At 68.9% G+C, this 26,999-nt stretch carries 26 protein-coding genes and 2 pseudogenes; 16 read left to right on the top strand and 12 right to left on the bottom strand.

Going from position 1 to position 26,999, the window contains the following annotated elements; genetic code table 11:
• The first annotated feature begins 129 nt into the window (after positions 1-129).
• The 3 genes from VQ065_RS11385 to VQ065_RS11375 are packed head-to-tail and all read left to right on the top strand — an operon-like array spanning position 130 to position 4,227.
• Positions 130-1,578 carry an efflux transporter outer membrane subunit gene (locus VQ065_RS11385; protein WP_014603671.1) on the top strand — a complete coding sequence of 483 codons (1,449 nt, stop codon included), beginning with the start codon at positions 130-132 and terminating at the stop codon, positions 1,576-1,578.
• The gene (locus VQ065_RS11380) at positions 1,575-2,726 is read left to right on the top strand and encodes an HlyD family secretion protein (protein ID WP_009315512.1); all 1,152 of its coding nucleotides are present in this window, start codon (positions 1,575-1,577) and stop codon (positions 2,724-2,726) included. The genes VQ065_RS11385 and VQ065_RS11380 overlap by 4 nt, the downstream gene beginning before the upstream one ends.
• The gene (locus VQ065_RS11375; protein WP_003082523.1) at positions 2,716-4,227 is read left to right on the top strand and encodes an MDR family MFS transporter; all 1,512 of its coding nucleotides are present in this window, start codon (positions 2,716-2,718) and stop codon (positions 4,225-4,227) included. Before VQ065_RS11380 ends, VQ065_RS11375 begins: the two co-directional genes overlap by 11 nt.
• Before the next feature lie 2 nt (positions 4,228-4,229).
• Here VQ065_RS11375 and VQ065_RS11370 read toward each other — a convergent pair whose 3' ends face one another.
• The gene (locus VQ065_RS11370; RefSeq protein ID WP_003086711.1) at positions 4,230-5,012 is read right to left on the bottom strand and encodes an AraC family transcriptional regulator; all 783 of its coding nucleotides are present in this window, start codon (positions 5,010-5,012) and stop codon (positions 4,230-4,232) included.
• Between the two features lie 191 nt (positions 5,013-5,203).
• Between VQ065_RS11370 and VQ065_RS11365 the strand changes: the two genes are divergently transcribed.
• The gene (locus VQ065_RS11365; RefSeq protein ID WP_003086710.1) at positions 5,204-5,707 is read left to right on the top strand and encodes a thioredoxin family protein; all 504 of its coding nucleotides are present in this window, start codon (positions 5,204-5,206) and stop codon (positions 5,705-5,707) included.
• 21 nt (positions 5,708-5,728) lie between these two features.
• Here the strand turns inward: VQ065_RS11365 and VQ065_RS11360 are convergent, their stop codons facing one another.
• From VQ065_RS11360 to VQ065_RS11345, 4 genes are read right to left on the bottom strand one after another with little or no spacing between them, the layout of a single operon-like run.
• Complete coding sequence (locus VQ065_RS11360; RefSeq protein WP_003086709.1) at positions 5,729-5,986, bottom strand: DUF2790 domain-containing protein; 258 nt, start codon at positions 5,984-5,986, stop codon at positions 5,729-5,731.
• Positions 5,983-8,022: an FUSC family protein gene (locus tag VQ065_RS11355; RefSeq protein WP_003112441.1), complete on the bottom strand. Its 2,040-nt coding sequence runs from the start codon at positions 8,020-8,022 to the stop codon at positions 5,983-5,985. Before VQ065_RS11355 ends, VQ065_RS11360 begins: the two co-directional genes overlap by 4 nt.
• Positions 8,022-8,930 carry an efflux RND transporter periplasmic adaptor subunit gene (locus VQ065_RS11350; RefSeq protein WP_003112442.1) on the bottom strand — a complete coding sequence of 303 codons (909 nt, stop codon included), beginning with the start codon at positions 8,928-8,930 and terminating at the stop codon, positions 8,022-8,024. Before VQ065_RS11350 ends, VQ065_RS11355 begins: the two co-directional genes overlap by 1 nt.
• Before the next feature lie 12 nt (positions 8,931-8,942).
• Complete coding sequence (locus VQ065_RS11345; protein WP_073660178.1) at positions 8,943-9,140, bottom strand: DUF1656 domain-containing protein; 198 nt, start codon at positions 9,138-9,140, stop codon at positions 8,943-8,945.
• A 133-nt stretch (positions 9,141-9,273) separates the two neighbouring features.
• Here VQ065_RS11345 and VQ065_RS11340 point away from each other — a divergent pair, with 133 nt between their 5' ends.
• Together VQ065_RS11340 and VQ065_RS11335 are read left to right on the top strand one after the other, a co-directional pair.
• On the top strand, positions 9,274-10,080 hold the full coding sequence (locus VQ065_RS11340) for an AraC family transcriptional regulator (RefSeq protein WP_003082516.1): 807 nt from the start codon (positions 9,274-9,276) through the stop codon (positions 10,078-10,080).
• A gap of 109 nt (positions 10,081-10,189) precedes the next feature.
• Positions 10,190-10,540, top strand: coding sequence for a hypothetical protein (locus tag VQ065_RS11335; protein WP_003086702.1), 351 nt, complete (start codon positions 10,190-10,192; stop codon positions 10,538-10,540).
• Between the two features lie 76 nt (positions 10,541-10,616).
• On the opposite strand, the gene VQ065_RS11330 is transcribed toward VQ065_RS11335, so the two are convergent.
• Positions 10,617-11,465 carry an aminoglycoside phosphotransferase family protein gene (locus VQ065_RS11330; protein ID WP_003133650.1) on the bottom strand — a complete coding sequence of 283 codons (849 nt, stop codon included), beginning with the start codon at positions 11,463-11,465 and terminating at the stop codon, positions 10,617-10,619.
• 38 nt (positions 11,466-11,503) lie between these two features.
• A complete protein-coding gene (locus VQ065_RS11325; protein WP_003133652.1) occupies positions 11,504-12,112 on the bottom strand; it encodes a TetR/AcrR family transcriptional regulator in 609 nt (202 codons plus the stop codon).
• Positions 12,113-12,217: 105 nt separating this feature from the next.
• Between VQ065_RS11325 and VQ065_RS11320 the strand changes: the two genes are divergently transcribed.
• Positions 12,218-12,823, top strand: a complete 606-nt coding sequence (locus VQ065_RS11320; RefSeq protein WP_003086697.1) for an NAD(P)H-dependent oxidoreductase — start codon at positions 12,218-12,220, stop codon at positions 12,821-12,823.
• 16 nt (positions 12,824-12,839) lie between these two features.
• Here the strand turns inward: VQ065_RS11320 and VQ065_RS11315 are convergent, their stop codons facing one another.
• Genes VQ065_RS11315 through VQ065_RS11300 form a run of 4 tightly spaced genes read right to left on the bottom strand, consistent with a single transcriptional unit; the run spans position 12,840 to position 17,022 of the window.
• The gene (locus VQ065_RS11315; RefSeq protein ID WP_003086696.1) at positions 12,840-13,961 is read right to left on the bottom strand and encodes an agmatine deiminase family protein; all 1,122 of its coding nucleotides are present in this window, start codon (positions 13,959-13,961) and stop codon (positions 12,840-12,842) included.
• Positions 13,958-15,070 carry an extracellular solute-binding protein gene (locus VQ065_RS11310; protein ID WP_003086695.1) on the bottom strand — a complete coding sequence of 371 codons (1,113 nt, stop codon included), beginning with the start codon at positions 15,068-15,070 and terminating at the stop codon, positions 13,958-13,960. The genes VQ065_RS11315 and VQ065_RS11310 overlap by 4 nt, the downstream gene beginning before the upstream one ends.
• The gene (gene aguB / locus VQ065_RS11305) at positions 15,067-15,978 is read right to left on the bottom strand and encodes an N-carbamoylputrescine amidase (RefSeq protein ID WP_003086694.1); all 912 of its coding nucleotides are present in this window, start codon (positions 15,976-15,978) and stop codon (positions 15,067-15,069) included. The genes VQ065_RS11310 and aguB overlap by 4 nt, the downstream gene beginning before the upstream one ends.
• A 3-nt stretch (positions 15,979-15,981) precedes the next feature.
• Positions 15,982-17,022 carry an agmatine deiminase family protein gene (locus tag VQ065_RS11300; protein WP_003086692.1) on the bottom strand — a complete coding sequence of 347 codons (1,041 nt, stop codon included), beginning with the start codon at positions 17,020-17,022 and terminating at the stop codon, positions 15,982-15,984.
• 131 nt (positions 17,023-17,153) lie between these two features.
• Here VQ065_RS11300 and VQ065_RS11295 point away from each other — a divergent pair, with 131 nt between their 5' ends.
• Entirely contained in the window at positions 17,154-18,041 is an 888-nt protein-coding gene (locus VQ065_RS11295; protein ID WP_003086688.1) for a LysR substrate-binding domain-containing protein, read from the top strand.
• A gap of 3 nt (positions 18,042-18,044) precedes the next feature.
• On the opposite strand, the pseudogene VQ065_RS11290 reads toward VQ065_RS11295, so the two are convergent.
• A pseudogene (locus VQ065_RS11290) lies at positions 18,045-18,194 on the bottom strand (hypothetical protein); the annotation flags it as partial.
• Here VQ065_RS11290 and VQ065_RS11285 point away from each other — a divergent pair.
• The 8 genes and pseudogenes from VQ065_RS11285 to VQ065_RS11250 all read left to right on the top strand — a co-directional run.
• Positions 18,177-18,362: pseudogene (locus VQ065_RS11285) on the top strand (LysR family transcriptional regulator); the annotation flags it as partial. The pseudogenes VQ065_RS11290 and VQ065_RS11285 sit on opposite strands and share 18 nt — an antisense overlap.
• A gap of 86 nt (positions 18,363-18,448) precedes the next feature.
• A complete protein-coding gene (mltA, locus tag VQ065_RS11280; protein WP_003082509.1) occupies positions 18,449-19,606 on the top strand; it encodes a murein transglycosylase A in 1,158 nt (385 codons plus the stop codon).
• 720 nt (positions 19,607-20,326) lie between these two features.
• Complete coding sequence (locus VQ065_RS11275) at positions 20,327-22,147, top strand: non-ribosomal peptide synthetase (protein WP_003086684.1); 1,821 nt, start codon at positions 20,327-20,329, stop codon at positions 22,145-22,147.
• Positions 22,144-23,406 (top strand): hypothetical protein, encoded by a 1,263-nt coding sequence (locus tag VQ065_RS11270; RefSeq protein WP_003086682.1) that lies wholly within the window; start codon positions 22,144-22,146, stop codon positions 23,404-23,406. The genes VQ065_RS11275 and VQ065_RS11270 overlap by 4 nt, the downstream gene beginning before the upstream one ends.
• On the top strand, positions 23,400-24,014 hold the full coding sequence (locus VQ065_RS11265) for an alpha/beta fold hydrolase (protein ID WP_003086680.1): 615 nt from the start codon (positions 23,400-23,402) through the stop codon (positions 24,012-24,014). The genes VQ065_RS11270 and VQ065_RS11265 overlap by 7 nt, the downstream gene beginning before the upstream one ends.
• Positions 24,011-24,889, top strand: a complete 879-nt coding sequence (locus VQ065_RS11260; protein WP_340080401.1) for a phytanoyl-CoA dioxygenase family protein — start codon at positions 24,011-24,013, stop codon at positions 24,887-24,889. Before VQ065_RS11265 ends, VQ065_RS11260 begins: the two co-directional genes overlap by 4 nt.
• Complete coding sequence (locus VQ065_RS11255; RefSeq protein ID WP_003086676.1) at positions 24,886-26,253, top strand: 2-isopropylmalate synthase; 1,368 nt, start codon at positions 24,886-24,888, stop codon at positions 26,251-26,253. Before VQ065_RS11260 ends, VQ065_RS11255 begins: the two co-directional genes overlap by 4 nt.
• A complete protein-coding gene (locus VQ065_RS11250; protein WP_003086673.1) occupies positions 26,250-26,996 on the top strand; it encodes a class I SAM-dependent methyltransferase in 747 nt (248 codons plus the stop codon). Before VQ065_RS11255 ends, VQ065_RS11250 begins: the two co-directional genes overlap by 4 nt.
• Positions 26,997-26,999: the final 3 nt, after the last annotated feature.

The following is a 26,999-nucleotide window of genomic DNA, read 5'->3' as shown; positions in this document are numbered from 1 at the left end:
TACCTGATGCGACAACGCTGAAAAATCCGCCGACTGTCCATTTCGCGACGATGACTGGCGCTTTTGCCGGCGCAGGCCGCCCGCGCCTGCCTTACCGTTCCCCGCTCTTTCAGACACGGGAGCAGGGCAATGCCGCTTGCCAGTCATCTGCGTTGCGTGGCGCTGGCGCTGGGGATCTCCACCGCGCTGGGCTGCGCGAACCGCAACCAACCCGCGCCACGCGCGGAAAGCCTCGACCCTGGCCTGTCGAGGGTGGCGGGAACCCGCGGCGACGCGCTGCCCGCCCAGTGGTGGACGCTCTACCAGGACCCTGGGCTGAACCACCTGGTGGCCGCCGCGCTGCGCCACAACCGCGACCTGGCCGCAGCCGATGCCCATGCCCGCGCGCTCCTCGGCCATCTGCGCGGCGCACAGGGCGAACGCTGGCCACGGACCGAGGTCGGCTATGGCTACCAGTATGGGCGCGACGGCGACGACCAGACCCTCGCCGAAGCCACCGACGAGGACGTACGCAGCCAGTGGAAACACACCGCCCGCCTCGACCTGTCCTACCAGTTGGACCTGTGGGGCGAAGTCCGCGCCCGCATCGCCGCGGCGAAGGCGGATGCCGAAGCGGCGCAAGCGGCGCGCGACCTGCTCAGGGTCAGCGTGGCCAGCCAGACCACCCTCGCCTACGTCCGCGCCTGCGCCCTGGCGCGACGGGCAGAGGTACAACGCCGATCGGTCGGTCTGCTCGACGCGAGCCTGGCGCTGAGCGAACGCCAGCTCGCCGCCGGCCTTTCCAGCGAGCTGCAGCGACGCCGGCTGCTGGCCTTGCGCGAGCGGACCCGCGCCGCGCTGCCGATGCTCGAGGCGCGGCGGCGCGCGGCACTCTACGAACTGGCGCTGCTCAGCGGGCGCTCGCCGCGCCAGTTGGACGCTCCCGCCGCGACCTGCGCCGGCATACCGCAACTGCGCCGTGCCCTGCCCACCGGCGACGGCTGGAGCCTGCTGGCGCGCCGCCCGGACGTCCGCGCGGCCGAGCGCCGGCTCGCCGCCGCCGACGCCCGGCGCGCGCTGGCCGAAGCCGAGCTGTACCCGCGCATCAGCTTCGCCGTCGGCGCCGAAACCTCCGCAGTGACCCTCGCCGGCCTCGGCGGCAGCGGCGCGCTGGCCTACGCGGCCGGCCCGCTGCTGAGCTGGCGCTTCCCCAACCGGGAAAGCGCGCGAGGCCGCCTGGACAGCGCAGCGGCAGAGCGCGACGCCGCTCTGGCGCGCTTCGACGGAGCGGTGCTCGGCGCCCTGCGCGAGGTCGAGCGTGCCTTGGCGCTGTATGCCGGCGAGCGCCAGCGGCGTGCCGACCTCCAGCGTGCCCTCGACGAGCAGCGCCACGCCTACCGGTTGGCGCGCAGCAACTATCGCGCCGGCGCCCTCGATGCCCTCGAGCTGCTCGACAGTCAACGCAGCCTGGTCGCCGACCGGGCGCGCCTGGTCGACGCCGAGATGCGCGTCGCCGAGCGCCAGGTCGAACTGTTCCGGGCTCTCGGCGGCGGCTGGCAAGCCGCTCCCAGCCCCTCCCACCAGGAAAACGGACAATGAACCAGGCAATCAGGGAACCCATCGAACACACCACTGGCGAAACCATGCCAGCAGCCACGCACCGGCGCCGAACCTGGCTGCTGGGCGGCCTCGCCGGCGCCATCGCGCTCGCCGCCCTGCTGGCCTGGTGGTGGAGCAGCGGACGCTTCCTGGAGGGCACCGACGATGCCTATGTACGCGCCGACTGGGTGGCGGTCAGCGCGCAGGTCTCCGGCTACGTCGCCGAGGTGCTGGTGGCCGACGACGCCGACGTCCAGGCCGGCGACCTGCTGCTGCGCCTGGACCCGCGCGACTTCCGCCAGCGCCTACGCGCCGCCGAGGCCCGCGAAGCGGCGGCGCAGGCGGCGCTGGAAGCCCAGCGCGCGAAGCTGGAGACCCTCGATCGGCAACTGCTGGAGCAGGTGCAGACGATCAGCCGCGCCCGCGCCGATGGCGAAGCGGCGCGAGCCGAATGGCGCCGCGCCGAGACCGACTGGCGACGCTACCGGCAATTGGCCGACGAGCATGCCACCAGTCGCCAGCGCCTGGAGAATGCCGACGCGGCGCACCAGCGAGCGCGGGCGGCGGCGCGGCGGGCAAGCGCCGAGGAAGGCCGCCAGCGCGCCGCCAGGGACGTACTGAAGAGCCGGCGACGCGAGGCGGAGGCGGCGCTCGCCCAGCGCCAGGCGGAGCTGCAGGAAGCCGCGGCGGCGCGCGAACTGGCGCGCCACGCCCTGGACGATACCGAAATCCGCGCCCCATTCGCCGGCCGCGTCGGCCAGCGCAAGGTGCGCCTGCGCCAGTACGTCACGCCGGGGCTGCCGCTGCTGGCGGTGGTGCCGCTGGAGCAGGCCTACGTGGTGGCCAACTACAAGGAGACCCAGCTCGAACGCATCCGCCCCGGGCAACCGGTAGAGCTGGAGGTGGACACGTTCGGCCGCCGCTGGCGCGGCCGCGTCGACAGCGTGGCGCCGGCCTCCGGCGCGGTATTCGCGCTGCTGCCGCCGGACAACGCCACCGGCAACTTCACCAAGATCGTCCAGCGCTTCCCGGTGCGTATCCGCCTGGACGCCGACGCCGCCGAGCGGGGCCGGCTGCTGCCGGGGATGTCGGTGATCGCCACCGTGGACACTCGCGAACCGGACGGAGCCTCCGCCGATGAGCGCTGACGACAAGGTATCGCTGCGTGCCTGGGTCGCCGTCACCGGCGGCCTGTTCGGCTGCTTCATGGCCGGCATGAACGTGCACGTCACCAGCGCGGCGCTGCCGGAGATAGAAGGCGCGCTGGGAGCCACCTTCGAGGAGGGCTCGTGGATCTCCACCGCCTATCTGGTCGCGGAAATCAGCATGATCCCGCTTACCGCCTGGCTGGTGGAAGTGTTCTCCTTGCGCCGGGTGATGCTCCTCGGCTCGCTGGTGTTCCTGCTCAGTTCGCTGAGCTGCGCGCTGGCGCCGAACCTGTCGACGCTGATCCTGATCCGGGTGATCCAGGGGGCTTCGGGGGCGGTGCTGATCCCGCTGTCGATGCAACTGATCCTCACCGAGCTGCCGTCCAGCCGGATACCCCTCGGCATGGCGCTGTTCAGCCTTTCCAACAGCGTGGCCCAGGCCGCCGGCCCGTCGATCGGCGGCTGGCTGGCGGATGCCTATTCCTGGCGCTGGATCTTTCTCCTGCAACTGTTGCCGGGGATCGCCCTGCTGGCCGCGGTGGCCTGGTCGATCCGCCCCCGCGACGGCGACCGCGAACGCCTGCGCCAGGCCGACTGGCTCGGCATCGGCGCGATGGTCGCCGGCCTCGGCGCGTTGCAGATCGTGCTGGAGGAAGGTGGCCGCCGCGACTGGTTCGAGTCCGGCTTCATCCGCACCTTCGCCGTCCTCGCCGTGCTCGCCCTGCTGCTCTTCGTACAGCGCCAACTGTGGGGCGCGCGGCCGTTCATCAACCTGCGCCTGCTGGGCAGCTACAACTTCGGCGTGTCCAGCCTGGCGATGGCGGTGTTCGGCGCGGCGACCTTCGGCCTGGTGTTCCTGGTGCCCAACTACCTGTCCCAGTTGCAGGGTTTCAACGCCCGGCAGATCGGCGACAGCCTGATCCTCTACGGCCTCGTGCAACTGCTCCTGGCGCCGCTGCTGCCGCGCCTGATGCGCTGGCTGAACCCCAAGCTGCTGGTGGCCGGCGGCTTCGCGATCATGGCCCTGGGCTGCTGGATGGGCGCGCACCTGAACGCCGACGCGGGACGCAACGTGATCATCCCCTCCATCGTCGTGCGCGGCATCGGCCAGCCGCTGATCATGGTCGCGCTCTCGGTACTGGCGGTGAAGGGCCTGGACAAGGCCCAGGCCGGCTCGGCCTCGGCGCTGATCTCGATGCTGCGCAACCTCGGCGGCGCGATCGGCACCGCGCTGCTGACGCAACTGGTCTCGCTGCGCGAGCGCTTCCACTCCGAGCGGATCGGCGAGACCCTGACGATCTTCGACGGCGCCCTGCAACAGCGCCTGGGCGGTGGCCAGGTGCGGATACAACTGCCGGAGCAGCAGCAGGCGCTGGCCCTGCTCGACCACGGGGTGCGCCAGCAGGCCTACCTGATGGCCTACTCCGACGCCTTCTACCTTTCCTGCGTGGCGCTCCTGGCCTGCGCCCTGGCCTCGCTGATGCTGCGCCAGAAGGACTGAACTCAGTCGCCCTCGGCCACCCCGTAGGCGGCGCCGCGGCCGAAATAGAGGCTCGGCGAAACGCCCAGGGTCCGGCGAAACATGGCGCTGAAGGCGCTCTGGCTGTCGTAGCCGAGGTCCAGTGCGACCTCGAGGATCGAATGCCCTGCCGCCAGCGCATCGAGGCTGGCGAGCAGGCGCATGCGCCGCAGCCACTGGACGAAGCTGAGACCGGTTTCGCGCTGGAAGGCGCGGGTCAGGGTCCGCGGGCTGACGCCCAGGCGACGCGCAGCATCGCCCAGGCTCCAGTCGGCGGCCGGCTCGGCGCGCAGGCTGCGGCACAGCGCCGCCAGTCGCGGATCGACCGGCTGTGGCACGTGCAGGGCGAGGATCGGCAGCACCCGCAGTTCATCGAGGATCAGCTCCATCACCCGCTCGTCGCGGCCACCCGGCGGGTAGTCCGGGGCGATCCGCATCGCCGCGACGATCAATTGCCGCAGCAACGGCGGCACGTCCACCACCCGGCAGTCCTGCGGTAGGTCGTGGCGCGCTTGCGGGGCGATGAACAAGGTGCGCATGCGCACCTGGCCGGCGAAACGCAGGGCATGCTCGATACCGGCCGGCAACCAGACACCGCGTCCCGGCGGCACCACCCAGGTGCCCTCGGCGGTGCCGACCGTGACCACCCCGCTGAGCGCATGGATCAATTGCGCGCGCGAATGCCGGTGCAGCTCGACGCGCTCGCCGTGGAGATAATCCTGGGCATAGGCGAAGACCGGACGGGTGGAAGGCAGGTCGATCAGCATCGGGCGGGCCTTGGCGGGCAGTGGTGGCGCTGTCTTTTTACCAGCCGCGCCATGCTAACGACCAGACCCGGCGGAGCACGCCGGCGCTCGCCGCGACGCGGCGAGCGCGCTACCCTGGCCGCCCCGGCGTGGCGCGACTGCCTGGCATATCCGCCGCGCCATCCCTCCCCAAGCACAGGAGCGAAACCAGCATGGCCTCTTACGCGGAACTGTTCGATATCGGAGAAGACTTCGCCGCCTTCGTCGGCCATGGCCTGGCCACGGAACAGGGCGCGGTCGCGCGGTTCCGGCAGAAGCTGGAAAGCAACGGGCTGCCGAGCGCGCTGACGGAACGCCTGCAACGCATCGAACGGCGCTATCGCCTGCTGGTCGCCGGGGAAATGTGGTGCCCGGACTGCCAGATCAACCTGGCCGCGCTGGACTTCGCGCAGCGCCTGCAACCGAATATCGAGCTGGCAATCATTTCCAAGGGCCGCGCCGAGGACGACCTGCGCCAGCGCCTGGCGCTGGAGCGAATCCCGATTCCGCTGGTACTGGTGCTGGACGAGGAGTTCAACCTGCTCGGACGCTTCGTCGAACGGCCGCAGGCGGTGCTCGACGGCGGTCCGCAGGCGCTTGCGGCGTACAAGGCGGGCGACTACCTGGAGCACGCCATCGGCGACGTCCTGGCGATCATCGAAGGCGCGGCGCGCTGAGACAGCGCCTGCGCCCGCTTCTCAGTGGCGCGAACAGCCCGCGCCAAGGCCTCGGTACTGCAAGCGATGTAGGCGTCCGGCGCTGTCGCGGTAGAGCATCACCAGCGGCACCACGCCACAGGTGACCGGCACCGGCGTGACGGAAAGCACCCGCTCGATGTCCAGCGGCATGCCGTAGTCGTAGCGCTCGATCGGCGGCAACTCTTTCCCGTCGTCGTCCGCCGCCTGGACCTGGGACCAGCAGGACAGCAGCAAGGCCAGCAAGAACGAGGTTTTCATGAGGTCTTTTCTCCATGCTGCGCCCCGTCGGACGAGACGCTTTGCGAATAGGCCCGGAGCAACCAGGCGAGGTCGGTGAGGATCGCGGCCAGGCGCCACTCGCCGGCGGCCGCCAGGCGGGCGCCGGCACGGCGTGCGTGCCGCGCGGCGAGCGGCGGATCGCGATGGCGGACGGCGATGGCTCGCAGTGCGCGCTCGATCCACCGCGCCTCCGCGGCGGCCGGGTCGAGCCCGGCCAGGGCGCGCCACAGGCGCCGCGACTCGCGGCCGAGTTGCAGGGATACGAAGCCCAGGCGCAGGGCCAGCGCGCTGCGCGGATGTTCCATGCCATGCAGCGCGCCCAGCTGGGCGATGCGATGCTGCTGGCGGGCCTGCCAGGCATGCGCGTCGAAACCGGCGCGACGACGCAGCAAGGCGAGGGTCTCGCGGCGCAGATGGTCGAGCAGCGACGCCGAATGCCGTTCCAGGTCCTTCGGCAGCAGGCGGTAGACCAGCAGGCTGATGCAGAGCGCCAGCACCCAGGCGCAGGACTGGTTGGCGAAGTCGCCGAAATCGAAGCGGGCGAGATTGCCGGTGGCGACCAGGGTGTTGAAGGCGATCAGGTAGGCGATTCCCTGCAACGCCCGCCTGGGCACTGTGGTGGCCTGGATACCGAACGACCAGAAGAAGGCGAGGCACAGCAGCAGCAATGGAAAACCGTTGATCAGCGGTAGCAGAAGGAATTTGCAGAGCAATGCGGCAGGTATCGCGTAGAGCGTGCCGCGAATGAAATTGCGCGTGCCCTCGGCGGGAAAGGGCGAGGCTGCCAGCAGCGTGCAGTAGGGGCCGAGCACCGCCAGCAGGGTCGGCCCCTGGTCCCACCCGCTGAGGAACCACAGGGCGCCGCCGACCAGCATCGCCAGCCAGGCTCGCGCGCCGTTGCGCAAGGCCTCGCGGTAATGTCGATGGAAGGCCGCTGGGCGGACGTCGGCGGGGGCCCGGCCGTCGAGCCGGGCGAACCCCCGCAGGGCGGCCTGCAGGTCATCCAGTTGCTCGTCGAGACGCTCCATGAACAGCCCTTCGCGACAGGCATCCGCTTGGTCTGTCGGAAGTCCGCGCCGAATCGCCGCCAGGCGACCGCGCAAGCTCGCGAGCCGTCGCGCGGCGCCGGCGAAGTCGAGCTCGCCGCGCTCCAGTTGGCCGCCCAGCAGGCGCAGGTCGTCGGCCATCGGCAGCGCCAGTCCGCGCTCCGCCAAGCACCGGGCCCAATGCGTCTCGCCGGCGAAGCGGAACTCCATCAGCGTGGAAAACAGCGCCGCCAGGCCACCGCGGATCGCCGGGAGCGCAGCGCTCAGCACCCGCGACTCGGCGCGACCGACGCCCAGCAGGTCGTCTACCGCGTAGACCTCGCCGGCCAGCGTCCGGCGACGGCGCTCCAGTTCCCCGTCAGCCGCACCGGCGTGCCGCGCAGCGACCAGCGCCAGCGTCGCCGCGCAGAGCGAGACGAGACGCTGGCGCACCCGCCCGGACACGGTCCTGCGGCTGAAGAGCACGGTCACCAGGCTCAGGCAGCAGACCCCGACGATTACCGCCGAGGCGCGGGTGACGATGTGCTCGAAGGCCGCCTCGGGCTCGACCATGGCCGGTCCCAGCGCCAGGCACACGGTGTAGCCGGCGACCACCGCGGCGGTGGCGTAGAAGTGCCGGACCAGGCTCATGACGCCGACGCAGAGACCCAGCCAGAAACCCAGGGCGACGACGAACAGCAGCATCTTCTGGGCGAACAGCGCGGTCAGGACGAAGGCAGCGAGCGTGCCGACCAGGGTACCCACGGCGCGCCACCAGCCCTTGCCGACCACCGCCCCCTGCACCGGATTGATCAGCAACAGCACAGTGGACGCCGCGGAAAACGGCGAATCCAGTTGCAGGTAGAGCCCCAGGCCGAGCGCCAGAGCGGCAGCGCCGATGCTGCGCAGCACGTAGCCCAGGCTGTCGGTCCGCCAGGGCAACGGCAACGCCGCGTACCAATCGCGCCCGCCGGACGCCGACGCCGCCATCAAAGGTACTCCTGCAACCAGCGGGTCAGCCGCCAGTGCCGCGCGGTCCCCGCCTGCAGCACCTCGACACTGCCGGTCATGCCGGCGGCAAGCACCACGCCCGCCGGTACCCGGTCGAGTTCGATGCGCACCGGCACGCGCTGCGCCAGGCGTATCCAGCTGAAGTTCGGGCTGACCTGCGGCAGGCCGCTGTCGGCACGGCTTTCGTTGAGGTCGGCGACACCGCGACCGATGCTCGCGACATGGCCGTCGAGCAGCGGATCGAACCCCATCAGCTTGATCGTCGCCGGCGCGCCGACCTGTACATTGCGCAGCTTGGTTTCCTCGAAATAGCCGGTGACCCAGAAGCTTCGCCGATCGACGATGAAGATGTTGGTCCGGCCCGCCGCCGCGTAATCGCCGGGCTGCACGCGCAACTGCGTCACATAGCCGTCCACCGGCGAGCGCAACTCGCTGCGCCGCAGGTCCAGCCGCGCCTGGTCGAGCGCCGCCCCGGCGGCCTCGGCGCGGGCGCGGGCGATACGCAGGGCGCGACCGGCGTTGGCGACCTCCTCGCGCGAAACCGCGCCGGCCAACTGCATGCGTCGGCGCCATTGCTCGTCACGTTGGCGCAGGGTTTCCCGCGCCTGCTCCAGCTCCGCCTCGCGCTGGCGCACGGCCAGGCGATAGCTGCGCGGATCGATGCGGTACAGCGGATCGCCGCGGGCCACCCGCTGGTTATCTGCGACGAACACCGCCTCGACGCTGCCGGAGACTTCCGGCGCGATGCGAATCACCTGCGCGCTGACCCGCCCGTCGCGGGTCCAGGGCGCCAGCACGTAGGCTTGCCACAACTGCAACGCCAGGCACAGGGCGAGCAGGCCGCAGGCGAAGGTCGCAGCCACCTTGGAAAGACGAACGATGGACATGGGGACCTCGGCTCAGAACTTCAGCACCAGCACGGACAGCACGATGAACGACAGGAAGAAACGCAGCAGGCCGGGATGCCAGACGCATTCCAGCCAGCGCCAGGCGAGGCGCTCCAGCAGCAGGTAGAGCGGCATCGCCAGGCACAGGTAGAGGAACAATGGCGGCACGTAGAGGCCGGAAACGGAGACTTCGCTCAGCATGCAGGGCACCAGGGTATCGAGGGCACGGAGCGGTCGGCCGCTCCTGTCGGGTTGAGGAGCACAGGCTACGGGTCGTGGCGATTTGCAAATATCGACTACTCAGCCAGAAAATAATCGAATTCGGACAACCACAGGACCTGCCGTGAGCCGTGAACCGCAGACCTACCTCGCCCAACGCTTCGATCCCGACGCGCTCGGCCAGCCGGCCCTGGCCCTGCAGCTGGAGGCCCGGCACAACGACACCGAAGTGCCGGTGCACCGGCATCGCAAGGGCCAGCTGGTGGTGGCCTGCCGCGGCGGCATCACCTGCACGGTGCCCGATGGCCTGTGGATGGTGCCGGCCGGGTTCGGCGTGTGGATTCCCGGCGGCATCGCCCATAGCAACCGGGTCACCGCCAACGGCAAGGTCTGCTTCCTCTTCGTCGAGCCGGGGGCGGCACGCCTGCCGAGCGACTGCTGCACCCTGGCCCTGTCGCCGCTGGTCCTCGAACTGATCCTGCACCTGAGCGCGCAACCGCAGGACTATCCGCACGACGGCCCGCTCGCACGTCTCGCCGGGGTGCTGCTGGAACTCCTGGAACAGGCGCCGACCGAACAGCTCTACCTGCCGCTGCCGGACAACCGCGGCCTGCGCCGCATCGCCGACGAACTGACCCGCGCCCCCGGCGACCGCGCCAGCATGGCCGAATGGGCCAGGCGAGTGGCGATGAGCGAGCGGTCCCTGGCGCGGATGGTGCGCCGGGAGACCGGCATGACCTTCGGCCAGTGGCGCCAGCAATTGCAGATCATCATCGCCCTGCAGCAACTGTCCGCCGGCGTTTCGGTGCAACGCACCGCCGAGATCCTCGGCTACGAGTCGGTCAGCTCGTTCATCGGCATGTTCCGCAAGGCGCTCGGCAGCCCCCCGGCCCGCTACGTGCGCGACAGCATGCGGCGGCCAGCCGACTGAACGGAGGTCGACGGAACGGCCTTGCAGTTCGTCAGCTGTTCTCCCCCGAGACTGGCACTCGAAGGCACTTCTGGGAATAATGCCGCCCTTTTTTCTCCAGGAGGATCAGATGGTTACGCACTTCTTGAGCGAATCCGGCCAGGCAGCCTGCGGGCGCGGCGACAGCAACGTGAACGGCTCGAGCGACGTCGGCCAGGTCAGTTGCAAGACCTGCCGGCGCACCAACGCCTTCGCCCAGGCCCAGGAAAACGCCGCTCCGGCCAGTGCCCCTGTCACCCCCACCGCCGCTGCGCCAGTGACCGACAAGGCCGCGCCGCGGCCGAAAGCCGAGGCCAGGCCCGCCGCCGCGCAGCGCCAGGACCGCGATGCCGCCCGCAAGGCCTGGCAGGCGCGTCTCAACGAATTGTCCGGGAAGAACCGCATGCCGCGCTCGCGGCGCCGTGCGCAAGCCTATCTCTGAGCGGTAGCGGTACTTCGCGGCGAATGTCCGCACGCGGGCATATCCGTCCTGCCCAGCACGACCGCACGTCCCCTCATCAGGCCAGGCCCTGCGCCTCCGCCAGGGCCAGGCCGTCGAGGGCGCCGGCGAGCATGTCCGGCAGATGGCGCGGCTCGTCGGCCAGCTCGGCCAACTCCGACAGCCGATGCGCCGCCGTCAGCAAGGCGATCCGCCGACGCTCCAGGCGCCGACCGCTGAAGCGCTCGTAGGCGGCGACGATGCGCTCGGTGAGGTCGGCATCGATGAACGCGGAATAGATGAATTCCTGGTGCAGCGGACCGATGCCCGCGTCGGCGAAGTCGTACACACCGTTCAACCGCCCGGCCTCGCTATCGAATGCCATGTTCCAGCCATGGCCGTCGAAGAAGCCGAAGATCGAACCCAGCGGATCGGCAGGCAGCTTGGCATATTCCCGCACCAAGCGTTCCGCGCGTTCGCGCCAGGCCGCAGGCAGCAGCGGCAAGGCGCGCCTGCGCATCGCCGCGGGCGACTCCCAGGGACGCACCGGCAAGGCTCCAACCGCCCGCATGCGCGCCGGTGGCAGTCGATGCAGCTCGGCGTAGAAGCGCCCCAGCGCATCGCCGACCGCCTGCCGTGCGGGTTCGTCCAGGCGCCGATAGTCCTCGCCCAGGAGGTAACCGCCAGGCAGTTTCTCGTGGCGGGAAAACAGCGGCGGTCCCGCAAACACCTGCGGCGCCGGCACCGCCAGGCTCACCGCCGGACGCACCAGGCGTAGCACGGCGGCCTCGCGCAGCAGCGCCGCCTCGGCCTCCGCGCCGCGCGGAAACTTGAACACCCAGCGCCCTCCGACCTCCACCGCCGTGGAATGCCAGCCCGAGGCCAGGATGGCGAAAGTGGCGTCCACCAGCTCCGGACAGGCCGCCACTATCGCCCGGCGATATTCCTCCAGGGCACGCGGTTCCTTCACCGACGACTCCGCGCGACCATCGCCACGATCGCCTCGTACAGTTCCCGCCGCGCCTCTTCCGGGGCGATCTCTTCGGTGGCGGCCGCGTGCGACAGCGCTTCGGCGGCGCCGATCATTGCGCGCAGAGCGGCGACGGTCAGCCGTCCGCCGCCGGCGAAGGGCTCCAGCACGGCGCGGCACTTGTCCATGAAGAGAACCTCGTAGTCGCGCTTGATCCGCTCCAGCTCCGGCGAGCTGGCGAGGGCCGCGACCACCCCGGGAATCTCCCGGCCTTGTTGCATCACGCAGTCGACATAGGCGCGGGCGATGACGTCAGCGCGCCCCTCCAGGGTCGCCTCGCTCGCTTCCAGGGCAGCCTCCATCAGCGCCGTCTGGCGCAGGTCGTAATCCTGGTAGAGCGCCGCCAGCAGGCCGGCGCGGGTGCCGAAGTGGTCATAGACCACCGGCTTGGTCACCCCGGCCTGCTCGGCCAGGCGACCGAGGGTCAGCGCCTCGGTGCCTTCTTCGCGGACCAGCCGCCAGGCCACCTCGAGCAACTGGCGCTGGCGCTCGTCGCGGGACAGGCGGCGGCGTGGCGACGGGTCGTCTGGGGAGTGCATTGACATAGATAACCTACTAAAAGTAACTTACTAAAGGTAACCTACAAAAGGTAGGTTTTACCCAGACTATCGACTTGCCCCCCTTCCCGCAATTCCCGGAGGAATTCGCCCATGCATGCCCTGATCGTCGTCGCCCATCACCATCCTCGCTCTCTCACCCACGCCCTCGCCGCCCACATCGCCGAAGGCGTAGTCCGCGCCGGCCATTCCGCGGAAACCACCGATCTGGCGGCGGAAGGCTTCGAGCCGCGCTTCGGCCTGGCCGACCACGCCGTGCATCGCGGCCAGGCGTCGCCTCCCGCCGACGTCCTCGCCGAGCAGGCGCGCATCGATCGCGCCGATACCCTGGTGCTGGTCTACCCGATCTACTGGTGGTCGATGCCGGCCCTGCTCAAGGGCTGGATCGATCGCGTGTTCTCCAATGGCTGGGCCTTCGACTACAGCATCGGCGGCGACCTGCGGAAAAAGCTGCAGCGCCTGCGCGTGGTGCTGGTCGGTGTCGGCGGCGCCGATGCCGACACCTTCGAGCGGCACGGCTACGCCGGGGCGATGCGCACCCAGATCGACCATGGCATCTTCGATTACTGCGGCGCACGGGTGGTCCGTTCCGAACTGTTGCTGGAATCGGAGAGCGCCGATCCAGCCGCGCACCTGGAGCAGGCTCGGCGAATCGGCGCCGAGCTGTTCGCCAGTGCCCGGCGGCCGATGCCGGCCTGAGCCCGCCGCAGGCGACTCAGGCACGTGGCATGTGCTTGGTCACGCAATGGATGCCGCCGCCTCCGGCGGCGATGGGATCGATGTTCAGCTGGACGATGTCCCGCCCCGGATACAGGCGGCCCAGCAATTCCCCGCAGTGGCGATCGGCGCTGGCGTCGCCGAACTGCGGGGCAATCACCGCGCCGTTGATCGGCAGGTAGTTGATGTAGCCGGCGGCGAAGTCCGGGTTGTTTCGCGAGTAGTCGCGGCGCGGCTTCAGGGGCGGCGACAGGGTATGCACCTGCAGCGCGCGACCGTCGGCGTCGGTGGCTGTGCGCAGGATCTCCAGGTGTTCGCGGGTCACGGCGTAGTCGTAGGAGTCCGGGTCGTTGTCGAGATTGGCGATGACCACGCCCGGCCTGACGAAGCGCGCATAGAAGTCGACATGCGCATCGGTGATGTCCCTGCCGCGGATACCCGGCAGCCAGACGATCTTGCGCAGGCCGAGCAGGGCTTTCAATTCGGCCTCGACCTGGCCCTTGTCCATGCCGGGGTTGCGATTGTCGTTGAGCCAGCAACTTTCGGTGAGGATCGCCGTGCCACGCCCGTCCACTTCGATGCCGCCGCCCTCGCCGGTCAGTTGGCTGGCGATGTAGCGGACCTCCAGTCGCTCGCTTAGCACGCCGGCGACGCGGCTATCGTTGCCGGCCTGCTGCTTGCCGCCCCAGCCGTTGAAGTTGAAATCCACCAGGCCCGCTTCGCCCTCCCCGTTCAGCACGAAGCAGCCGCCGTAGTCGCGGACCCAGATATCGTCCAGCGGCAACGCCAGGTAGTCGATGTTGGCGCCGCCGCATGCGCGGCGCGCCGCGGCCTCCTGCGCGGGCCGGCAGAGCAGCGTGACCGGCTGGTAGCGGGCGATGGTCCTGGCCAGCAGGGCGACGCTGCGATTCACGTCCTCGGCCAGGTCCTTCCAGATCGACGGGGACGCGGCATAGGCAAGGAACACCCGTTCCTGCGGCAGGTGCTCGTCGGGCATGTGCCAGTGATCGGCCGCCGCCGCCTGTCCACGCGGCGAGCCGAACTCCAGGCCGAGCGTGAGGGCGGCACCGAGGCCGGCGCTGGCGCCGAGTCGCTGGAGGAAATGTCTGCGGGTCATCATTTCGGGTCCTCGGGAACGGGATCGGAACGGGTGGTCTTGAAGGTAGTCCAGGCGCGCATCCGCGCCCGCATGTCGCGCTGCGGGATGTCCTGGCCGGGAAACAGCCGGGCGTAGGTCGCCGCGTCCGGATAGATGTCCGGGTTGTCGCGCATGTCGGCGGATACCAGGGCCCGCGCCCCGGCGCTGGAGGTCGGGTAGCCGGTAGCGCTGCTGATCGCGGCCATGTTCTGCGGGCGCATGATGAAGTTGATCAACGCATAGGCATATTCCGGGTGCTGCGCGTCGACCGGAATCGCCATGCTGTCCATCCACAGAGACGTGCCTTCGCGCGGCACCCGGTAGACGAAGCGCAGTGCCTTGCCGGCTTCGTCGGCGGCGCGCTGGGCCTGGATCGCATCGCCGCTGTAACCCAGCGACAGGCAGATCTCCTCGTTCACCAGTTGCGCCACCGGCTGCGACTGGAACTTGCGAATGTAGGGCTTGATGCGCTGCAGCAAGGCCAGCGCGGCGGCCAGGTCCTGCGGCTTGCCGCTGCGCGGATCGCGCCCCAGGTAATGCAGGGCCAGCGCCAGCACTTCGTCCGGCGAGTCGATCAGGGAAATCCCGCAGTCGGCGAATCTCGCCGCCAATTCCGGCTTGAACAGCAGGTCGAGGCTGTCCAGCGGAGCGTCGGCCAGGCGCCGTTCGATCTGCTCGCGGTTGAAGGTCAGGCCGATGGTGCCCCAGGTGTAGGGCACGGCGGCGTCGCGCGAACGCGCGTAGCGGGCTTGCAGTTCGCGCAGGCCCGGCTCGATCTCGTCGAGATGCTCCAGGCGCCGGGGGTCGAGCTTCTGCAGGGCGCCGGCGCGCATCAGCCGCTCGGCCACGGTATCGCCAGGAAAGATAAGGTCGTAGCCGCTGTTCCCCGACATCAACTTGGCCTCGAGGGTCTCGCTGCTGTCCATCACGTCATAGACCACGCGGATGCCGGTTTCCCGGGTGAACGCGGCGAGGGTATCGGGCGCGAAGTAGTCGGCCCAGTTATACAGGCGCAGCACTTTCTCTTCCGCCTGGGCCACGGCCAGGCCCAGGAGCAGCGCGGCGAGCAGCGGTCGCGCGGAACGTTTCATGGGGACACCTCCCAGGCGTGTCGGCTGGCCGGGTCACGCCCGTCCAGGCTCATCAGCGGGCCATACAGCTCTGGCCGCCGGTCACGATAGACTCCCCAGGCCAGGCGTTCTTCGCCTATCGCATCGAGGTCGAGGCCACAGACCAGCACCGCCTCCTCGTCGCGGCCGGCCGCGGCGAGCAAGGCACCCTTGTGGTCGGCGATGAAGGACGAACCGTAGAACCGCATGGCCAGCGCCGGGTCGCCGCAAGCGACCTCGCGGCCGATCCGGTTGGCAGCCACCAGCGGTACCAGGTTGGCGGCGGCCTGGCCGCGCTGGGCGATCTGCCAGTGATCGCGGGAATCCAGCTGCGCGGCGCCAGGCTCGGAGCCGATGGCGGTAGGAAACAGCAGCACCTCGGCGCCCAGCAGCGCCAGGCAGCGCGCGGTCTCGGGAAACCACTGGTCCCAGCAGATGCCGACGCCGATACGGCCGACCGCGGTGTCCCAGACGCGAAAGCCGCTATCCCCCGGACTGAAATATTCCTTTTCCTGGTAGCCGATGGCGTTGGGGACGTGGGCCTTGCGGTAGACGCCGAGCAACCGGCCATCGGCGTCGGCCACCGCCAGCGAGTTGAAGCGCGCGTTGCCGGCGCGCTCGTACCAGCTGAGCGGCAGGACTACGCCAAGCTCCCGCGCCAGGCTGGAAAAGCGCGCCAGCACCCGGCTGCCACGGAAGGTTTCGGCGAGGCGCAGATGGCGATGGTCCTGCTCGATGCAGAAGTACGGGGTGGCGAACAGCTCCTGCAACAGGACCAGTTGCGCGCCCCGGGCAGCCGCTTCGCGGACCAGGCGCTCGGCGCGGTCGAGATTGTCGTCGAGACTCCAGCTACAAGCGAACTGGGTAGTGGCCAGGGTCAGGTGGCGCATCGCTCACCTCCGCGCCGGCCAGGCCGGCTGCTGCTGGGTGATGCAATGCACGCCGCCGCCGCCGTGGGCCAGGTGGTCGATGCGCACCGGCACCACCTCGCGAGCGGGGAAGGCCCGGGCCAGGGTCGCGGCGGCCGCGTCGTCGGCGGCGACACCGTAGGCCGGCATGATGATCGCGCCATTGGCGATATAGAAATTGGTGTAGGAGGCACAGAACACCCCCTCCTCCGGAGCCACTTCGCCGGCATCGAACAGTTCGATCAGCTCGAAACGCCGACCGCGGGCGTCGAGCGCCAGCTCCAGGGCGCGACGGTTCTCCCGCACCACCTCGGCGTAGGCGGAGGTGGTGTCGCGGGTGGCGTCCAGCAACAACGCGCCGGGCCGGGCGAAGGCACAGACGCCGTCGACATGGCCATCGGTCATGTCGCCTGTGACCCGGTCGGGATCGCCGGGCAACCAGATGGTCCTGGTCACGCCGAGCAGGCGGGCGAACAATGCCTCGATCTCAGCCTTGCTCAGGCCAGGGTTGCGATTGGCATTGAGCAGCACGGACTCGGTGGTGATCAGCGTGCCCTCGCCGTCCACGTGGATGGCCCCGCCCTCGTTGGCCAGCGGCACGCCGAAACACTCCAGGCCGAGGCCATCGAGAATCCGCCGCGCCAGGCTGGCGTCCTGCGCGTAGGCGGACTTTCCACCCCAGGCGTTGAAACGCCAACTGACACCGGCCAACCCGAGTTGCGGATGGCAGACGAAACTCGGTCCGGAATCGCGGCACCAACTGTCATCGATGGCCAGCTCGATGAGTTCGACATTGCCCGCGCACAGCTCCCCGGCCCTGTCCAGCGCGGCGGGGTCGACCACCAGTTTCACCGGTTCGAAACGCGCGATGGCGTTGGCCACTGCGGCGAAGTCCTGTTGTACGTCCGCCAGGCTCACGCCCCATTCGGACTCCCAGAGCATCCGATTGTGCGGAAAAGCCATCCAGGTGGCGGCATGGGGAGTCCATTCGGCGGGCATGCGCCAGCCTGTGTCGAGCGTATTCATGGGTCGGCTTCCAATAAGTATTTTTTATCTGGCGGAATAGGCGTGGATTGCCTGAAGAGATGCTATGGCTAGGCATCAGGCTCAACAAACGATAAATTCTGCGCAAACCTAATTAGCCCGGCTTATCAGCAATGCTCAAACACTGGCCCCCACTGAATGCCCTTCGTGGCTTCGAAGCCGCCGCCCGCCTCGGCAGCTTCCACAAGGCCGCCGAGGAGCTGCACCTCACCCAGTCGGCGATCAGCCAGCAGATCCGCAGCCTGGAAGGCTATCTCGAGCAACCGCTGTTCTTTCGCAACGGACGCAAGGTGAGCCTGACCGACGCTGGCTTCGATCTGCTCAGCACCACCCAGTCCCTGCTCCAGCAACTGGCCGCGGGGGTCCGTCGCCTCGACCAGTACCGCAAGCCCAACCAACTGGTGGTCAATACCACCCCGGCCTTCGCCCGCCACTGGCTGGTGCCGCACCTGGGCGATTTCCATCGCCGTCACCCACAGGTGGACCTCTGGCTATTGACCACCGACGAGGTACCCGAGATGGCCAGCCAGACCATCGACGTAGCCATCCGCGACGACCTTTGCGCCCAGGCCGAATGCAGCTTTCGCTCGCTCCTCGAAGACCGCCTCTACCCCGCCTGCCATCCCGACCTGCTGGCGCTGCCGGCGGAACAGCGCGGCACCCTGCACGGCGAGCGCGAAATGGACTGGAGCCACTGGCAGGTACAGGGCGGCGCGGACGTTGGCCAACGCAGTGCCGGCCTGAACTTCTCCGACCCCGGACTGCTGCTGGAGGCCGCCACCCAGGGCCTCGGCATCGCGCTGGTCAGCCAGTTGCTGGCCGCACCCGCGCGAGCCGCCGGACAGTTGGTCGCGCTCTGCGAACAGAATGTCCGCGGGCCCGAATGGGCCTGGCTGGTGCACCGCGACAGCGAACGCAACAGCCTGACCCGGGCATTCTGCCAATGGCTGGAAGAAACCATTGGCGGAGCATCGCGCACAGCCCCCGGACGGCGCGGATAACGCTCACTCCAGGTGCATGGCGAAACCGACCCGCTGCGGGGTGAGTTCGTCGCGCAGGGTCAGCGCCGGGATCAGGTAGTCGCCGCCGTTCTGCCGGCGGAACGGGATCGGCGCGCAGCGCTGCGGGTCATCGAGGCGCCGGCCGCGCCGTTCGATCCGACGCAGTCGCGGCATACCTGGCGCGTCGCCGCCACCGACTACGCCGAGTCGGCGATCCTCCTGCCGATCCTCGCCAGTCTTCGCCGCCAGGCGCCGGGCAGCCGCCTGGCGGTGCTGGAGCTGGCGCCGCCGCGAATCGTCAGGCAGGCGGAACGCGGCGATACGCTTCGGTCGTCGCCGCGGTTTGACGCACCGTCGCGCTTTGCCCAAGCTAGCGGGCTTCGATCCACCACCAGGAAGTCCTTGGCGTGAAGTTTCCGTTCCATCCCTGGCGCCGCCTGCTGCTCTGCGCGCTCCCTTTCGCCGCCCTGCTGACCGCATGCGACGACGGCAAGAAAGAGCCCCCGCCCAAACCCGCCGAAGTCACCACCTACAACAGCGTGCCCTGGGACGCCCTGCCGGCCACCAGCGACGCCGACCTGCTCGCCGGCTTCAATGCCTGGCGCTCGGCCTGCGCGCGGCTGGCCAAGGACCCGGTATGGGGCGAGCCCTGTGCGAGCGCCACGACGGTCGCCGCCGATCCGACGGCTGTGCGCGCGTTCCTCCAGGAGCGGATGCAGGTCTATAGCCTGCGTTCCTCCAGCAACGGCGACCAGGGCCTGATCACCGGCTACTACGAACCGGTCTACCACGGCAGCCTGAGCCAGGGCGAAAAAACCCCGGTGCCGGTCTACGGCGTACCGGACGACCTGGTGGTGGTCGCGCTGGAAAGCGTCTACCCGGAACTCAAGGGCAAGCGCCTGCGCGGACGCCTGGAAGGCCGGGTGCTGAAACCCTACGACGACGCCGCGACGATCCGCGACAACGGCTCCAGCGCGCCGGTGCTCGCCTGGCTGGGCGACCCGATGGACCTGCAGTTCCTGCAGATCCAGGGTTCCGGGCGCATCCAGCTGGAAGACGGCCGGCAACTGCGGATCGGCTACGGCGACCAGAATGGCCACCCGTACAAGCCGGTCGGCCGCTGGCTGGTCGAGCAGGGCCTGGTGCCGAAGGAAGAGATCAGCATGAAGCGCATCCGCGACTGGGCCGAGGCCAATCCGCAGCGGGTCTCCGAACTGCTGGCGAGCAATCCCAGCTTCGTGTTCTTCAGCCTGCGCCCGGACAGCGACGAAGGTCCGCGCGGCTCGCTGAACGTACCGCTGACCGACGGCTACAGCGTAGCCATCGACCGCAAGGTGATTCCGCTGGGCAGCCTGATGTGGCTGTCCACCACCCGCCCTGACGACGGCAGCGCGGTGGTCCGTCCGGTGGCGGCCCAGGATACCGGCGGGGCCATCGTCGGCGAGGTCCGCGCCGATCTGTTCTGGGGCACCGGCGACGCCGCCGGCGAACTCGCCGGACACATGAAGCAGCCGGGACGGCTCTGGCTGTTATGGCCCAAGGGCGCGCCGCTGCCCGCCTCCTGAAAACCTCCGGCCGGTGCCTACGCACCCGGCCGGGACGGCTGGCCAACGCAACGCCAGCGAGCGCCCGACACCGCCGACCAGCATCGACGGCGCCGGGCGCGCTTGCGGCAGCAACCATTCAAGCGATGAATGACGCCGCAGAATCTTCTGTGATGATCGCCGCGCCAGCCGGACCTCCGCGCCTCGCCGCAGCGGCCAGGCCCCCCGACACCACCTGTCCGTGCTACCCCCGGCAGGCGTAGCCGCGGCCGCCTGCCTCGGCAAAAAGCCATCAGCCGGCGCGCTTCGACGCCCCTCATACCGCCCTTTCGCCAACTACCAATTCTCATAGTTGTGAGGGGAAATTTGTATCTTATTTTAAATACCCACGAAACATATAAAAACACACACACAGCGAAACACTTCGGAAACCCAACGCAAGGTGGAAGTGCAATGCGTGACCGTGAATCCATTCTCATCGCTTTTCTCTCTTTCCTGACGATAAGTCTGCATGGCAGCAGTTGACTGCCCTTGAGTCGACGGCACTCCGTATTTCCATAACGTTTTTCCGGGCAAGGCGCCTCGACGCTTGCCGCTCGCGTGAGTGAGCCGGTGGGCGGCGGACGACTGGCAGTTCCCGGGAAGACTCGGCCGCCGTCCTCACGAAAAACCAAAAACCCTTCATTTAGCCGAAGAAGCCGGCAGATGGACTCATTTTTTCGAAAAAAGGCGATCGCCAGAATGTCCCAGAACTCCCTGCTCGACCTGTACGCGCACCCAACGGTGGTGGCCCGCTTCAGCGAAATGGCAGCGCTTCATCCCCATCGCGAAGCCATCAGGGACCGTTTCGGAAGTGTCGACTATCGGCAACTCCTGCATAGCGCCGAACAACTTTCAGCCTATCTTCTCGAGCATTATCCGCAGCCGGGAGTTTGTCTTGGAGTGTACGGCGAATATTCTCGGGAAAGCATTGTCTGCCTGCTCGCCATACTATTATCCGGCCATCACTACTTATATATAGACCTGAAACAACCGGCGGCCTGGAATGCAGAGTTGTGCCGGCAGGTCGACTGCCGCCTGATCCTCGACTGCTCGACCACGCCGACGCCCGCCAACGGTCTTCCCTGCGTCCCGGTCAGGCACCTGCCTGCCGCTCCAGCCTCGGTCGCCCGGCCATGCTTCGCGGCGGACCAGATCGCCTACATCAACTTCTCCTCGGGCACCACCGGCCGCCCGAAAGCCATCGCCTGCACCCACGCCGGCATTACCCGTCTGTGCCTGGGCCAGTCGTTCCTCGCGTTCGCTCCGCAGATGCGCTTCCTGGTGAACTCGCCGCTGTCCTTCGATGCGGCGACCCTGGAGATCTGGGGCGCGCTGCTCAACGGCGGCTGCTGCGTGCTGAACGACCTCGGCCCCCTCGACCCGGGCGTGCTGCGCCGGCTGATCGACGAGCGCGGAGCCGACAGCGCCTGGCTCACCGCCTCGCTGTTCAACACCCTGGTGGACCTCGACCCGGACTGCCTCGGCGGCCTTCGCCAGTTGCTCACCGGCGGCGACATCCTCTCGGTGCCGCACGTGCGCCGGGCGCTGCTGCGGCATCCGCGACTGCACCTGGTGAATGGCTACGGACCGACGGAGAACACCACCTTCACCTGCTGCCATGTCGTCACCGACGACGACCTCGAGGAAGACGACATCCCCATCGGCAAGGCCATCGCCGGCACCGCAGTGCTCCTGCTCGACGAGCACGGACAGGAGATCGCCGAGCCCGACCGGGCCGGGGAGATCGTCGCCTTCGGCGCCGGCCTGGCGCAGGGTTATCGGAACGATGCGACGCGCACCCGCGCCAGCTTCGTCGAGTTGCCCTATCGCGGCCGCCTGCTGCGTGCCTACCGTACCGGCGACCGCGCTCGCTACGACGAGCAGGGTCGGCTGCGCTTCATCGGCCGCGGCGATGGCCAGGTCAAGCTGAACGGCTATCGCCTCGACCTCCCCGCCCTGGAACAGCGCTTGCGCCGCCAGCCGGGCATCCTCGACTGCGCCCTGCTGGTCCGCGAGCGCAACGGCGTCAAGCAACTGCTCTGCGCCTGGACGGGAAAAGCCGACGCCAGCCCACAGGCCCTGCTCCGCCAACTGCCCACCTGGCAGCGCCCGCATGCCTGCGTCCGGGTCGAGGCCTTGCCCTTGACGGCGCACGGCAAGCTGGACCGCGCCGCCCTGCTGCGCCGCCTGGAAGAACCGCTGGAGCGCTGCGCCAGCGCGCTCGATCCCGACCAACGCGGCTGCGCGCAGCTGTGGAGCGAATTGCTGGGTTGCGAGGTCGGCGCCGCCGACCAGGATTTCTTCCTCTGCGGCGGCAACTCGTTGCTCGCCCTGCAACTGGTCGCCCTCTGTCAATCGGCGGGTGCGGGAGCAAACCTGGGACTCGCCGACTTGCAGGCAAACTCGCGCCTCGACCAGTTCAGCCGTCTCCTGCGCAGCCACGGCCTGGCGCCGGAGCGTCTGCTGGAACGGGCGGCGACGCCGGAGCAGCCGCTGGTGCTGTCGAGGAGCGCGGCATGAACGTCGGTCTCTCCGCGGAGGTGCGCTACCACTGGTTCCGCGAGCACCTGGTGGTGGTCGGCGATTGGCACCGCCTGTCCCCCTCCGAGCGCGACCGCCTGCGGCACCAACCGATGCCGGATGAGGCCGCGCAGTCCTTGCGCGTCGACCTGTCGCCCTGGTCCTGCGGGATGGTCTTCAGCGAGCTGCTCGGCGCCGACCTGACCCGCTTCGGCCTCTGCTACCTGGCTCCGGCCGAGGTGCCGGCATCCGACCTGACGCGCCTGGGTCGGCGCCTGCGCGAAGAGTTCCCGTTGCTCGACAGCCAGGTGGACAGCGGCGCGGAAGGTTTCGAACTGGTCGTCCACGGGCGGCCCGAGGAGAGCCCGGCGCTGGAAGTCGGCCCCTTCGCCGACGAAGACGCGCTCATCGCAGCGCTGCTGCAACACCCGCATTCCCTGTTCGAGCGCGGCCTGCTGCGACTGATCCACGGGCGCTGCGGAGGACGTGCGCGCTGGGGCGTCTGGCTGCATCACCTGGTCGCCGACGCCGACTTCGCCAGCGTGCTGCTGGCCCGCCTGGCCGTGCTCAACGCCGACCCCACGACCGAAGCGGCGGCCCCCGAGTTCGGCTTCCTCCAGCAGCAATGGCGCCTGGAGCGCCAGCTGCGCGAGCGCAGGACCAGGCTGGAAGACTACTGGAGCGAGCGCGGCGAGGCGTTCCGTGAACTGGCGAGCCTGCCCTGGGCGGAGCGCGCCAGCCATTGCGAGGATTTCCGCTTGGCCGCCACGCCAGGAGACGGCGAAGCCGCCCTGCTGACCCGGCTCGCCTGCGCCCTGGCTCTCGCCCTGGCCAGCCAGGGCGCCACCGGCAAGGTCCTGGCGCTGACCCCGGTCAGCCTGCGCAGTCGCCGAGGCACGGCGGTTTCCGGTTGCTGGCTGAACCTGGTGCCGCTGCTGCTGGACGCCGCGACCGCCGAGGACACCTTCGAACGACACAGGCTCGAGGCCTTCGAGCACAGTCTGCTGCCGGCAGAGGCCATCGCCGAACGGGCCGGACTGCGCTATGCCGACGCCCAGGTGATGATCAATGTCATCGACCAGCCGTTCCGCAGCGCCGGGTTCATCCACCGGCCGACGCTGAAGAGCCGCCTGCCGCTGACCCTGACCCTGGTCCGGCGCGACGACGGCGGCTGGGACGCCAGCCTGGCCAGCCGCTTCGGCCGCGAACGGACCCTGGCGCTGGCGGCGGCCATGGCCGAGGCGCTGCGCCCATGCTGATCCTGCTGCCTGACTTCATCGGCCACCCGAGCTGCTTCCGCGGGCTGCTGGCACGCCTCGGCGCAACGGACTGCCGGCCGGTCGACTACCACCGGCTGGATGCCTACGCCAGCATCGAAGCCCTCGCCAGCCAGGTACTCGACGGCCTGGCGGAAGAACCGGACTGGCTGATCGGCTATTCCTTCGGCGGCCTGGTCGGCTACGAGATGGCCCGCCAGTTGCCGGCCAGCCGCCTGCTGATGATCGACAGCCACCTGCCCTGGCCGGCCCTGCGGCGAATGCCGCCAAGCGAGCAATACCAGCGCTGGCTGAGCGCCGAGATGCGCGAGTGGATCGCCCTGATGAGCGAGCTTGGCGAACTGCGCGAAGAGGTCCTGCTGCGCAATGTCGAGCTGTTCGGCCGCTGGCAGCCCCGCCATCGCCTCGCCCGCGCCAGCTGGGTGCGCTGCCGGGACGACGCCGGCCGCGACCCGGCCGCCGAACGCTGGTGCGACCTGATCGAGCGGCTCGACACCTTCCCCTGCGAGCGTCCGCACCACCTGGCCCTGCAGGACCCGGCGGTGATCGATTTCATCGTCCACACCGTCAGCAAGGAGTCCGTCCAATGAAACACTATCGGCAGGTGGTATCCCCGCAATTGCGCCAACAGGCGCTGGACTGGATCCTCGCCGCGGCGCAGCGGCCGGACCCGGCGCTGGAACCGGAATTCGACATCGCCGACGACGAGCGCCGCGAGGCGAAGAAGGTGCGCAACCTGCACCGCCACGACCCGCTCTTCTGGGACGACTGGTTCGCCCGCTCCGGGCTCGACGCGCTGGTCCGCGACCATCTGCGCAAGCCGCGCCTGCTGCGCCACGCGGCGTTCATCAAGCGCCATGCCGACGAGTCCTACATCCCGCTGCACCAGGACATCGCGCTGTGGGAGAAGCGCTACGAAAGCGCGCAGACCTTCTGGGTCGCCCTGACCCCGTCGCGGAACGACAACGGTGGGATGTTCTATTACCCCGACGACCGCACGATCTTCCCTCACGAATTCGACCTCGCCTACCCGATGTTCAAGTGCATCGACCTCCAGGCCAACGGCATTTCCCGCGAGCAACTGGTGGATGCCGAGCTGGACGCCGGCGACGTCCTGGTCTGGCCCGCCCGCACCGCACATGGCAGCCACAACAACCGCAGCGGCCAGCTGCGCATCGGCATGCCGATCGTCTTCGTCGACGACGACGAATTCCACCAACTGAATCGAGAGGACAGCATGAAAACCTGGATCGCTTCCAACCTGAAAAGCGTGTTCCCGGACGAGGCAATCACCGAGGACAACCTCGACCACTATCTTCCGCAGCTGTGCGACTACTCGCTGAAGATGGTCACCTTCCTCGCCCGTTTCTCCCGCCAGTTCGGTCATGCGCCGAAGATCCACGACTTCATCAGGGAGCCGCGGCTGGCGGCGCTGTCGGCCTCGGACGCTGGAGCGAGACGATGATCCGGGTCATCGACTGCACCCTGCGCGAGGGGTGCCAGGCCCGCCAGTGCAGCTTCGACAGCGCGCAGTCGGTCCAGCTGGCGAGGGAAATCGCGGCGCTGGGGGTGGATATGATCGAGTGCGGCCACCCGCGGATTTCCGCGGACGAACGCGAGCGGGTACGCGCCGTGGTGGCGGCGGTTTCCACGCCGGTGCTGGCCCACGCCCGGGCGCGCCGGGAGGATATCGACGCGGTGCTGGAAACCGGTGCGCAGTGGGTCGGGCTGTTCGCCTCGATCAACGCGATTTCGCTGGAAACCAAGTTCAAGGGCATGAACCGCGAGGAGGTGCTCGAACTGTTCCACGACGCGATCCGCTACGCCCGCGAACGCGGCCTGCGGGTCCGGGCCACGGTGGAAGACGCCGCGCGCACCTCGGTCAGCGACCTGGTCAGCATGATCGCCACCGCGCGCGACGCCGGCGCCGATCGCATCTGCTTCGCCGACAGCGTGGGCATCCTGCTGCCGGACGAGACCTTCGACGTGCTCTCGCTGCTGCGCCACGAGTTCCCCGACGTGGTCTTCGAGTACCACGTGCACAACGACCGCGGCCTGGCCCTGGGCAACACCCTGGCGGCGATCCAGGCCGGGGTCCAGTGGCACTCGGCGAGCTGCAACGGGATCGGCGAACGCGCCGGGATCACCGATACCTTCCAGTTGCTGACCCTGCTGCACACCAAGTTCGCCGCCGACCGCTTCAACCTGAAGAACGTCCTCGCGGTCTCCGAGCTGGTCGAGGCGCACAGCCGGATCAAGCGTTCGCCGATGCACCCGGTGGTCGGCGAGAACGCCTTCGTCCATGTCGCCCGCCTGCACCAGTTGGCCATGCAGGAAAACCAGGACGCCTACAGCGCCTTCGATCCGGAACTGATCAACGGCCGTGTCTCGCTGCAACGCTACACGCCGATGCACCGCCAATCCCTGTTCCTCACGCCTTTCGAGAAATCCGCCAGCGAACTGAAGTACCACCGCCACGGCCCCGGCAAGCGCTTCGTCATGCTCGACCGGCGCCTGCTCGACGGCTCGCCGTTCTACTTCATCGCCCGCCAGTTCCACGACGTCGGCGACGGCGGGCCGGGCCACGTCGACAGCCACGTGCACAACTGCGACTCGGTGTTCCTGTTCCTCGGCAGCGACGAGGACTACCGCGGCCTGGAGGTGGAAGTCCTGCTAGGCGGCCAACTGCGCCGTTTGCAGAGCCCGGCCAGCGTGTTCATCCCCGCCGGCGTCGAGCACAGCTACCGCTACCTCGGCGGCAGCGGCACCTACATCAATTTCGTCCACAAGGGCGATTACCACGAGAGCCTACTGGAGATTACCCAATGAAGCAGTTCGACAAGCACGCAGACGCCTACAACGTGGTCCGCGGCAAGATCGCCTATCCGGATTCGCTCTACCGCAACCTCGCCGAACGCGCCCCGGCACGCGAAGCGGCGCTGGACATCGGCTGCGGCAACGGCGTCTCGACCGTCCGCCTGCAACCCTGGTTCCGCTACGTGGAAGGCAGCGACCTGGGCGAGGCGCTGATCGCCAAGGCCCGCGAGAACTACCCGGAGATCCGCTTCAGCGTGTCGCCGGCGGAAACCTTCGCGCCGCAACGCCGCTTCGACCTGGTCACCAGCGCCACCTCCTTCTACTGGATGGACCGCAAGCAGGTGCTGACGCGCATGGCCGACTGGCTGACCCCCGGCGGGCTGTTCTGCGCCTACAAGTACGACTTCCCGATCGCCTACGGGCCGCTGCGCGACTTCATCGAGCACGAACTGGTGAACAAGTGGGCCAAACACCGCGACCCGCGCCTGACCCGCTATGACGACACCCTGGAGATCATGGGCAGTTGCCCGCACCTGCGCGACTGCCGCCGCGAAGTGTTCGCCAACATCATCTTCCTCAGCCCGGAGGAGGTCGCGCTGTTCTTCCTCTCCACCAGCTACGTGACCCGCTACATCGAGCAGGAAGGCGGCGAAGACTACGCCGACCGCTTCATCGCCGCGGTGCGCGAGATCGAGCGCGCGCCGCAGGTGGCGGTGAACTTCGACATCCACGCCTTCACCGCGCTGAATCGCTGAGGA

Source organism: Pseudomonas sp. KBN10P06128 (genome assembly GCF_037574945.1).
GTDB classification, from domain to species: domain Bacteria; phylum Pseudomonadota; class Gammaproteobacteria; order Pseudomonadales; family Pseudomonadaceae; genus Pseudomonas; species Pseudomonas aeruginosa.
The sequence above is the reverse complement of the archived record's forward strand: the minus strand, read 5'-3'. Positions and strand labels throughout refer to the sequence as shown.

Bases quoted from the DNA above. Each gene is read 5' to 3' on its own strand.
- VQ065_RS11385 (WP_014603671.1), top strand. From the start codon at position 130: ATGCCGCTTGCCAGTCATCTGCGTTGCGTGGCGCTGGCGCTGGGGATC.
- VQ065_RS11380 (WP_009315512.1), top strand. From the start codon at position 1,575: ATGAACCAGGCAATCAGGGAACCCATCGAACACACCACTGGCGAAACC.
- VQ065_RS11375 (WP_003082523.1), top strand. From the start codon at position 2,716: ATGAGCGCTGACGACAAGGTATCGCTGCGTGCCTGGGTCGCCGTCACC.
- VQ065_RS11370 (WP_003086711.1), bottom strand. From the start codon at position 5,012: ATGCTGATCGACCTGCCTTCCACCCGTCCGGTCTTCGCCTATGCCCAG.
- VQ065_RS11365 (WP_003086710.1), top strand. From the start codon at position 5,204: ATGGCCTCTTACGCGGAACTGTTCGATATCGGAGAAGACTTCGCCGCC.
- VQ065_RS11360 (WP_003086709.1), bottom strand. From the start codon at position 5,986: ATGAAAACCTCGTTCTTGCTGGCCTTGCTGCTGTCCTGCTGGTCCCAG.
- VQ065_RS11355 (WP_003112441.1), bottom strand. From the start codon at position 8,022: ATGGCGGCGTCGGCGTCCGGCGGGCGCGATTGGTACGCGGCGTTGCCG.
- VQ065_RS11350 (WP_003112442.1), bottom strand. From the start codon at position 8,930: ATGTCCATCGTTCGTCTTTCCAAGGTGGCTGCGACCTTCGCCTGCGGC.
- VQ065_RS11335 (WP_003086702.1), top strand. From the start codon at position 10,190: ATGGTTACGCACTTCTTGAGCGAATCCGGCCAGGCAGCCTGCGGGCGC.
- VQ065_RS11325 (WP_003133652.1), bottom strand. From the start codon at position 12,112: ATGTCAATGCACTCCCCAGACGACCCGTCGCCACGCCGCCGCCTGTCC.
- VQ065_RS11320 (WP_003086697.1), top strand. From the start codon at position 12,218: ATGCATGCCCTGATCGTCGTCGCCCATCACCATCCTCGCTCTCTCACC.
- VQ065_RS11315 (WP_003086696.1), bottom strand. From the start codon at position 13,961: ATGATGACCCGCAGACATTTCCTCCAGCGACTCGGCGCCAGCGCCGGC.
- VQ065_RS11310 (WP_003086695.1), bottom strand. From the start codon at position 15,070: ATGAAACGTTCCGCGCGACCGCTGCTCGCCGCGCTGCTCCTGGGCCTG.
- aguB (WP_003086694.1), bottom strand. From the start codon at position 15,978: ATGCGCCACCTGACCCTGGCCACTACCCAGTTCGCTTGTAGCTGGAGT.
- VQ065_RS11300 (WP_003086692.1), bottom strand. From the start codon at position 17,022: ATGAATACGCTCGACACAGGCTGGCGCATGCCCGCCGAATGGACTCCC.
- VQ065_RS11295 (WP_003086688.1), top strand. From the start codon at position 17,154: ATGCTCAAACACTGGCCCCCACTGAATGCCCTTCGTGGCTTCGAAGCC.
- VQ065_RS11275 (WP_003086684.1), top strand. From the start codon at position 20,327: ATGTCCCAGAACTCCCTGCTCGACCTGTACGCGCACCCAACGGTGGTG.
- VQ065_RS11270 (WP_003086682.1), top strand. From the start codon at position 22,144: ATGAACGTCGGTCTCTCCGCGGAGGTGCGCTACCACTGGTTCCGCGAG.
- VQ065_RS11265 (WP_003086680.1), top strand. From the start codon at position 23,400: ATGCTGATCCTGCTGCCTGACTTCATCGGCCACCCGAGCTGCTTCCGC.
- VQ065_RS11260 (WP_340080401.1), top strand. From the start codon at position 24,011: ATGAAACACTATCGGCAGGTGGTATCCCCGCAATTGCGCCAACAGGCG.
- VQ065_RS11255 (WP_003086676.1), top strand. From the start codon at position 24,886: ATGATCCGGGTCATCGACTGCACCCTGCGCGAGGGGTGCCAGGCCCGC.
- VQ065_RS11250 (WP_003086673.1), top strand. From the start codon at position 26,250: ATGAAGCAGTTCGACAAGCACGCAGACGCCTACAACGTGGTCCGCGGC.